General features: G+C 74.2%; 4 protein-coding genes. 2 read left to right on the top strand and 2 right to left on the bottom strand.

Going from position 1 to position 6,886, the window contains the following annotated elements; genetic code table 11:
- Positions 1-1,382 (bottom strand): ATP-binding protein (locus tag ACIQWR_RS20810; protein ID WP_404011453.1); only part of this gene is annotated, 1,382 nt, incomplete at its 3' end.
- Between the two features lie 897 nt (positions 1,383-2,279).
- Between ACIQWR_RS20810 and ACIQWR_RS20805 the strand changes: the two genes are divergently transcribed.
- A complete protein-coding gene (locus ACIQWR_RS20805) occupies positions 2,280-2,942 on the top strand; it encodes a deoxynucleoside kinase (protein ID WP_399263443.1) in 663 nt (220 codons plus the stop codon).
- 56 nt (positions 2,943-2,998) lie between these two features.
- Here ACIQWR_RS20805 and ACIQWR_RS20800 read toward each other — a convergent pair whose 3' ends face one another.
- Entirely contained in the window at positions 2,999-4,120 is a 1,122-nt protein-coding gene (locus ACIQWR_RS20800) for a hypothetical protein (RefSeq protein WP_404011450.1), read from the bottom strand.
- A gap of 224 nt (positions 4,121-4,344) precedes the next feature.
- Here ACIQWR_RS20800 and ACIQWR_RS20795 point away from each other — a divergent pair, with 224 nt between their 5' ends.
- Positions 4,345-6,834 (top strand): Helicase associated domain protein, encoded by a 2,490-nt coding sequence (locus ACIQWR_RS20795; RefSeq protein ID WP_404011447.1) that lies wholly within the window; start codon positions 4,345-4,347, stop codon positions 6,832-6,834.
- Positions 6,835-6,886 lie beyond the last annotated feature (52 nt).

Below are 6,886 nucleotides of genomic sequence, written 5' to 3'. Positions count from 1 at the left end.
CGGGCCTTGCGGGCCGCGACGCGCGCCGTGGCGGCCTGGATCGCCTTGCGGATGATGTCCGCGGCCTCGGTCGGGTTCCGGTCGAACCAGTCGTTCAGGTGCTCGTGGACGACCTTCTGCACGAAGGTCTTGGCCTCCGTGTTGCCCAGCTTCGCCTTCGTCTGACTCTCGAACTGCGGCTCGCCCAGCTTCACCGAGATGATCGCCGTCAGACCCTCGCGGATGTCCTCGCCCGCGAGGTTGTCGTCCTTCTCCCGCAGCAACCTCTTCTCGCGCGCGTAGCGGTTCACGACCGTGGTCAGTGCGGTCCGGAAGCCCTCCTCGTGCGTGCCGCCGTCATGGGTGCGGATCGCGTTCGCGTACGAGTACGCGCTCTCGCTGTACTGGCCGTTCCACTGCATCGCGATCTCCACCGACAGCACCCGCCCGGGCTCCCGCGCCGCCACCTCGATCACGCTCGCGTGCACCGGCTCGCCCTTGCGGGCGCCCAGGTGCCGGACGAAGTCCGCGATGCCGCCCTCGTACCGGTAGGACACCAGCCGCGGTGCCGCCTCGCCGTCGGTCGCGGTCGCGGTCGCGGTCGCGGTTGCGGTCGCGGTCGCGGTTGCGGTCGCGGTCGCGGTCGCGGTCGCGGTCGCGGTCGCGGTCGCGGTTGCGGTCGCGGTCGCGGTCGCGGTCGCGGCGGTCCGCTCGTCCGTGAGGGTCAGGGTCAGGCCCTTGTTGAGGAAGGCCATCTCCTGCAAGCGGCGCGAGAGCGTGTCGAAGGAGTACTGGGTCGTCTCGAAGATGTCGCCGTCGGCCCAGAAGGTGATCGTGGTCCCGGTCCGGTCCGTCTCCTCGTGCCGGGCGATCGGTCCGGTCGGCTCCCCGTGCGCGAAGGACTGGGTCCAACGGAACCCGTCCGCGCGGACCTCGGCCGTCAGGCGGGCCGACAGGGCGTTGACCACGGACAGGCCCACCCCGTGCAGGCCGCCGGAGACGGCGTAGCCGCCGCCGCCGAACTTGCCGCCCGCGTGCAGGACCGTCAGCACCACCTCCAACGCCGGCCGGCCCGTCCCCGGGTGCAGGCCGACCGGGATGCCGCGGCCGTTGTCGACGACCCGCACTCCCCCGTCGGCCAGCAGCACCACGTCGATCCGATCGGCGACGCCGGCCAACGCCTCGTCCACGGAGTTGTCCACGATCTCCTGCACCAAGTGGTGCAGGCCCTGCGGCCCGGTCGAGCCGATGTACATACCGGGGCGCTTGCGCACCGCGTCCAGGCCGTCGAGGACCTGGATCGCCCGCGCGTCATAGGAACCGGACGCGGGTGCGGGGGCGGGTGCGGGGGCGGGGGCGGGGGCAGGGGTGGGGGCGGGGGCCGGAACGACGGTCTCGGTCAAGGCGGTACTCGCTTTCGGACACGACGAACTCCGCTGCCGCGCACGCGCTCGGCAGCGAAGGGGACGTTGGCTGGTGGGCCGCTCCGGGGCATGGCGAAGCACGCTCCGGGCCGGTGGAGTCCGATCGCGCACCACGCGACCGGACTGTTCCACTGTACCGGCCGTCCATGTCGGCGATAGGGCAGGAAGGCCCCCAGGTGTCGATCTGAAGCGATTTCGGGGGTAGAGACTCATCCCCCTACGAAACTTTCACCGGAGAGCCTCAGAGGGGCCTTCACAGCCCCTCTGAGGCTCTTTGGCGAAAGGGATCAAGGCGCGGATTCTTCGTCACGCTCCGTCGCGCCGCAGTGGCCGGGATCCGCGCTGTGGACCGGGGGCGGCCGGGCCGATGAGACGTACCGATGAGACGGGCCGGGGAGACAGGCCGGGGAACGAAAAAGGTCCCGTCCCCTTCTCTTCAGAAGGGGACGGGACCTCGTGGAGCGCTGGGCAGGCCTTGCACCTGCATCCCCCCACAGGAAGTGGGGTGCCTTTCCTTGGACCACCAACGCCGGGCCGATCACCGGTGAGGGCGACGAGCTCAAGATCGATCATACGGTACGGATCTTGTGGTCCGCGCCGCCCGTACGGGCGGCGGCGGAGGGCACCGACGGGGCTCGCCGGGCCCGGCCGACCTGGGTGAATCCTCATCTATGCTTCAAGGCGGCCGCGAGGCGGTGGCCCGTCGGCGGACCACTCTCGGGGCCCGACCGGACGCGGCCGTACGGCGCTGATCACGAAGGCTGATCACGAAGATCACAGGGGATCGAGCGGCGACCGTCAGCGCGCGTCCCCGTGGGCCCGGGCATCCCGCCAGCCCGCCCACCACGAGTAAGACCCCCCAGGGAGAAGTGAGGTATGGCAGTGATCTGCGTCGGAGGCATGATCGGGATCGGCAAGACGAGCGTGGCCGAGCTCCTCGCCAAGGAGCTCGGCAGCGAGGTCTTCTACGAGAGCGTGGACGACAACCCGATCCTCCCGCTCTTCTACACGGCGAGCCCCGAGGAGATCCAGGCCAAGCGCTACCCCTTCCTGCTCCAGCTCTACTTCTTGCAGACGCGCTTCGCCGCGATCAAGGAGGCGTACAAGCAGGGCGACAACGTCCTCGACCGCTCGATCTACGAGGACTGGTACTTCGCCAAGGTCAACCACGACCTCGGCCGGATCAGCACCCTCGAAATGCGCGTGTACGAGGGCCTGCTCCACGAGATGATGCGTGAGATCGACGGCCTGCCCTACCGCAAGGCACCCGACCTCATGGTCTACCTCAAGGCGGACTTCGAGACGGTGCTGCACCGCATCGGGCTGCGGGGGCGCGACTTCGAGCAGGACGAGGGCCTCGTCTCCTACTACCGGACCCTGTGGTCCGGCTACGACGCCTGGGTGCACGAGCACTACTCGGCCAGCGACGTCCTGGTGGTCGACATGAACAACACCGACGTGGTGAACGACGCCGCGGACGCGGCCCGTGTGGTGCAGGAGGTCAAGGACGCCCTCGTGGCGGCGCGCCTGCGCGCCTGAGGTCCTCTCCCCCGCCGGTGACCGCCGCGGCACCGCGACACTGCGGCTGCACGGCGTCACCGGTCGGCGTCGGGGTGGGCGATGTCGAAGAGGATCATGGCCAGTTCGTGCGTCACCCGCTCGACGGCCACGATCTGGGCGCGGACCGGTGGGGGCAGGTGCGCCCGCTCCCACAGGGCCACCGGCAGGTCCGGCGGGCGGGCCGCCCACAGCCTTTCGAGGTCGTCCGCCGTCCCCACGAGCGAGTGCACGGCGTCGTGCGCGACGGCGCCGACGGCTTCGGCCAGCGGGTCCTCGGCCGGGCCCGCCGGGCCGAACCGGGCGAAGGCGGGCAGGTCGGTGAGGGTGACCACCGTCGCGTGGACGTGGGGCATCCGCAGCACGCGCTGCACCCAGGCCGGGCCCGCGCTCCCGTCGGGCAGGCCCGGGTAGTCGGGGGGCGCGACCAGCGTGCGGTGCAGGATCAGCGCGTACGCACGGTGCTCGGGGGTCGGGGTCCACAGGCCGGCGCGCAGGGCCGCGTCGAGCCGCTCGATCCGGGCGCGGGCCCCGGCCACGTCGCCGGCCCACTGCGGCGCCAGGTCCGCGACCCCCGCCGCGCGCACCGCGCGGGCCCGGTCGCCGAGGAGCAGCGGGAGGGGTTCGGCGCCCTCCGGGGTCCGCTCGTCCTGCTCGTCCCGTCGGGCGTGCTCTTCGTGCCGGGCCTGCTCGTCGTGCTCCTCGGCCAGGTGCGCCGTGACGTGGACGCCGAGGACCTCGCGGGCCCGGCGCCCGCGCTCGCTGCCGCCGACGAGCGCGCGCCAGCCGGCCTCGGTGCGCCCGCGCGGCTCACCGGTCTCCAGCGGTCCCCGGTACAGGCTGTCGGTGCGCGGGCCGTCGACCCGGCCGAACAGGGCGAGCAGCTCGACGTCGTCGACCAGGACGTCCGCCTCGCGGGCGACGCGGCAGGCCGCGAGCGCGAGCAGCGCGACGACGGGCATCCACCGCGAGGTGAACTCGGCGGCGCCCGGTGCGTCCGGGCGGCCCGGCCGCGGGCCCCTCGGGCCGGGCGGGGTCCGGTTGTCGAAGCCGGTGTGCCACACCACGAGCGCGCCGCAGTTCAGCACGGCCCGGCGCCAGGCCACCGCCCCGTACGCCGCCTCGTTGCGCCGTTCCCAGTCGTCCTGTCCGTCGGCCACGTCACCCGCCCCCTCCGTCGTTCCGAGCCACCGGCCGCCGCCGCCGGACCGTGAGGCATTCATCCTGCCCACTGGTGGTCTGCGGGAACGCGCACCGAGCCGGAGCTGCGCCGTTCCTGCTCCTACCAGGCGATGGTCCTCCCCGGTGGGGGCGGAGCCGCGGGAGGGGAGCGGTGGTGCAGGGTGGGGGTAGGCAGATCCCCACGGACCGCTAGGAGCGCCGCGTGCAGAAGTCGGGTGACGTCGTCCTGCGGCCCCACCAGGAGGAAGCGGTGGAGGCGATCGTCCGCGGGCTGGACGTGCCGCCCGGGAAGCGGATTCCGGGGGCGGGGCTGCGGGCCACCGTGGTGGCCGCGTGCGGGACCGGGAAGACCTTCGTCGCCGCGGCGGCCGCGCTCCGGCTCGCCCGGCACGGCCGGGTGCTGGTGCTCCTGCCGACCCTGGACCTGCTCGGCCAGACGCTGCGCGCGTGGCGGACGGCCGGGCACACCGGGCCCGCCGTGGCCGTCTGCTCGCTGCAGGACGACCCGGCCCGGTCGGGTCTGGACGTGCGCGCCACGACGTCGGCGCCGCAGCTCGGGCTGTGGCACGGCCGGGGGCCGGTGACGGTCTACGCCACCTACGCGTCCCTGGGGGTGCTCGCCGAGGCGCACCGCGGGACGTACGGGCTGCCGATGGACGCCTTCGACCTGGTCGTCGTCGACGAGGCGCACCGCACGTCCGGTGCGGCGGGCAAGGCCTGGGCGGGCGTCCACCACCAGGACGTCGTGCCGGCGCTGCGCCGCTTGTACCTGACCGCCACCCCCCGGATCTGGCAGGACCGGCCGCCGCGCTCGGCGCGGGAGCGGGAGCTGTACGAGGCGCAGACCGCCCTCGTGGACGAGGAGGTGCCGGCCCGGACGCGGCGGGTGTGGGACAGGCTGCCGCGCGAGCTGGCCTGTTCGATGGACGACGAGGCCGTGTTCGGGCCCGTCGTGTACGAGCTCTCGCTCGCGGACGCGATCGCGCGCGGGCTCCTGGCGAAGTACCAGATCGTGGTCGTCGAGCTGACCGACCCGGTGGTGACGCCGGACCGGCTCGTGGGCGGGGAGCGGTGGGAGGAGCGGTTGCGCGGGGAGCGGCTGGCCGCGCTACAGACGGCCCTCCTGGAGACCATGGCCGCGCACGACCTGAGCACCACGATCACCTTCCACCACCGCACGGTCGAGGCCCGGGCCTTCGCCGAGGGCCTGCCCGCCGTCGCGGCGCGGCTGCACGCCGTCGACCCCGACCGCCATCCCGGGGCCGTGTGGGCGGGGTGGCTGTGCGGGGAGCACGACGGCGCGCACCGGCAGGACGTGCTCGCGGACTTCGGGCGCCGGGCGGGCCGGGCGGTCCTGTCGAACTGCCGGGTGCTGGGCGAGGGCGTCGACATCCGCAGTACGGACTCCGTGGCCCTGATCGACCCCAGGGGGTCGGCCGTGGACATCGTCCAGGCCATCGGCCGGGCGCTGCGCCAGCGGCCGGGGCAGGGCAAGACGGCGACCTTGATCGTGCCGGTGTTCCTGGCGGCGGGCGAGGACCCGGCGGACATCCTCTCCTCGAACTCCTACCGGCCCTTGGTCCGGGTCCTGGAGGGGCTGCGGGCGCACGACGAGAAGGCCGTGGAGATGCTCGCCGTGCCGCAGGCACCGCAGGGGCCGCGGGCGCACGAAGGGCGCGCGGTGGATCCGGCGCTCCCGGGCGGTCCGGACGGGCGGCTGCTGCTGCGGTTCGCGACCCCGCGCGATCCGGCGCTGATCGCGAAGTGGATCAGCTACACCGTCATCGACACCGAGCGCCAGGACTGGCGCCGGGGTGCGGAGGCCGCCTTCCGCTACCGCCGGCGCGAGGAGCACCTGGAGGTGCCCTACGAGCACGCCGAGGGCCCGTACCCGCTGGGGAGGTGGCTCTCGGACCAGCGACGCGCCCATCGCGCCGGGCGGTTGACCGGGGAGCGGGCCGCCGAGCTGGAGTCCCTGGGCATCGTGTGGGACACCGCCGACGCGGCCTTCGAGGAGAACCTCGCCGCCGCGCGGGCGTACTTCGAGCGGCACGGGACGCTGGCCGCGCCGCGGCACGCGACCGCCCTGGACCGGGCGGTCGGGCAGTGGCTGACCAACGTGCGCCGACCGGGTGGGCTCGGCAAGGATCCCGGCCGTGCGCGGCGGCGGGCCGACGCGCTCGCCTCGATCGACGCGGACTGGAACCCGGGGCCGCTCGGGTGGACCGTCGACTGGCAGCGCCACCACGCCTACCTGGCCCAACTGCTCGCCGGCGGGGCGCGGCTCGACGAGGTCGTGCCGGGGGTGACCCGGCACGGCGAGGACGTCGGGCGCTGGCTCGCCTCCCAGCGGCGGGACTGGCCGCGCCTGGGCGAGGAGCAGCGGCGCAGGCTCGGCGCGCTCGGCGCGGCGCCCGCCCCGCCTGCCCGCCGGGCGGCGGCGCCGGTGGCCGCCGCGGCCGGGGACCGGCGGGGTGCGGCCGCCTTCGACCGGGGGGTGCGGGCCCTCGCCCAGTGCTTGGAGCGGACGGACGGACGGCCGCCCGGCCGGGCGCACGTCGAGCGGTTGGCGGACGGGAGCGAGCACCGCACCGGGGTGTGGCTGGCCAACCAGAAGCAGCGCCGCGACCGGTTGGGCGCCGCCCGACTCCGGGCGCTGGCCGACCTGGGCATCGACTGGGCCGCCGGCTGACGTCGGGCCGGGCGTCGCACGGGTGAGCCCGCGCGTCGTACGGGCGCACCCC

Origin of the sequence: Streptomyces sp. NPDC098789 (assembly GCF_044759975.1) — a bacterium.
Lineage (GTDB): Bacteria > Actinomycetota > Actinomycetes > Streptomycetales > Streptomycetaceae > Streptomyces.
The sequence above is the reverse complement of the archived record's forward strand: the minus strand, read 5'-3'. Positions and strand labels throughout refer to the sequence as shown.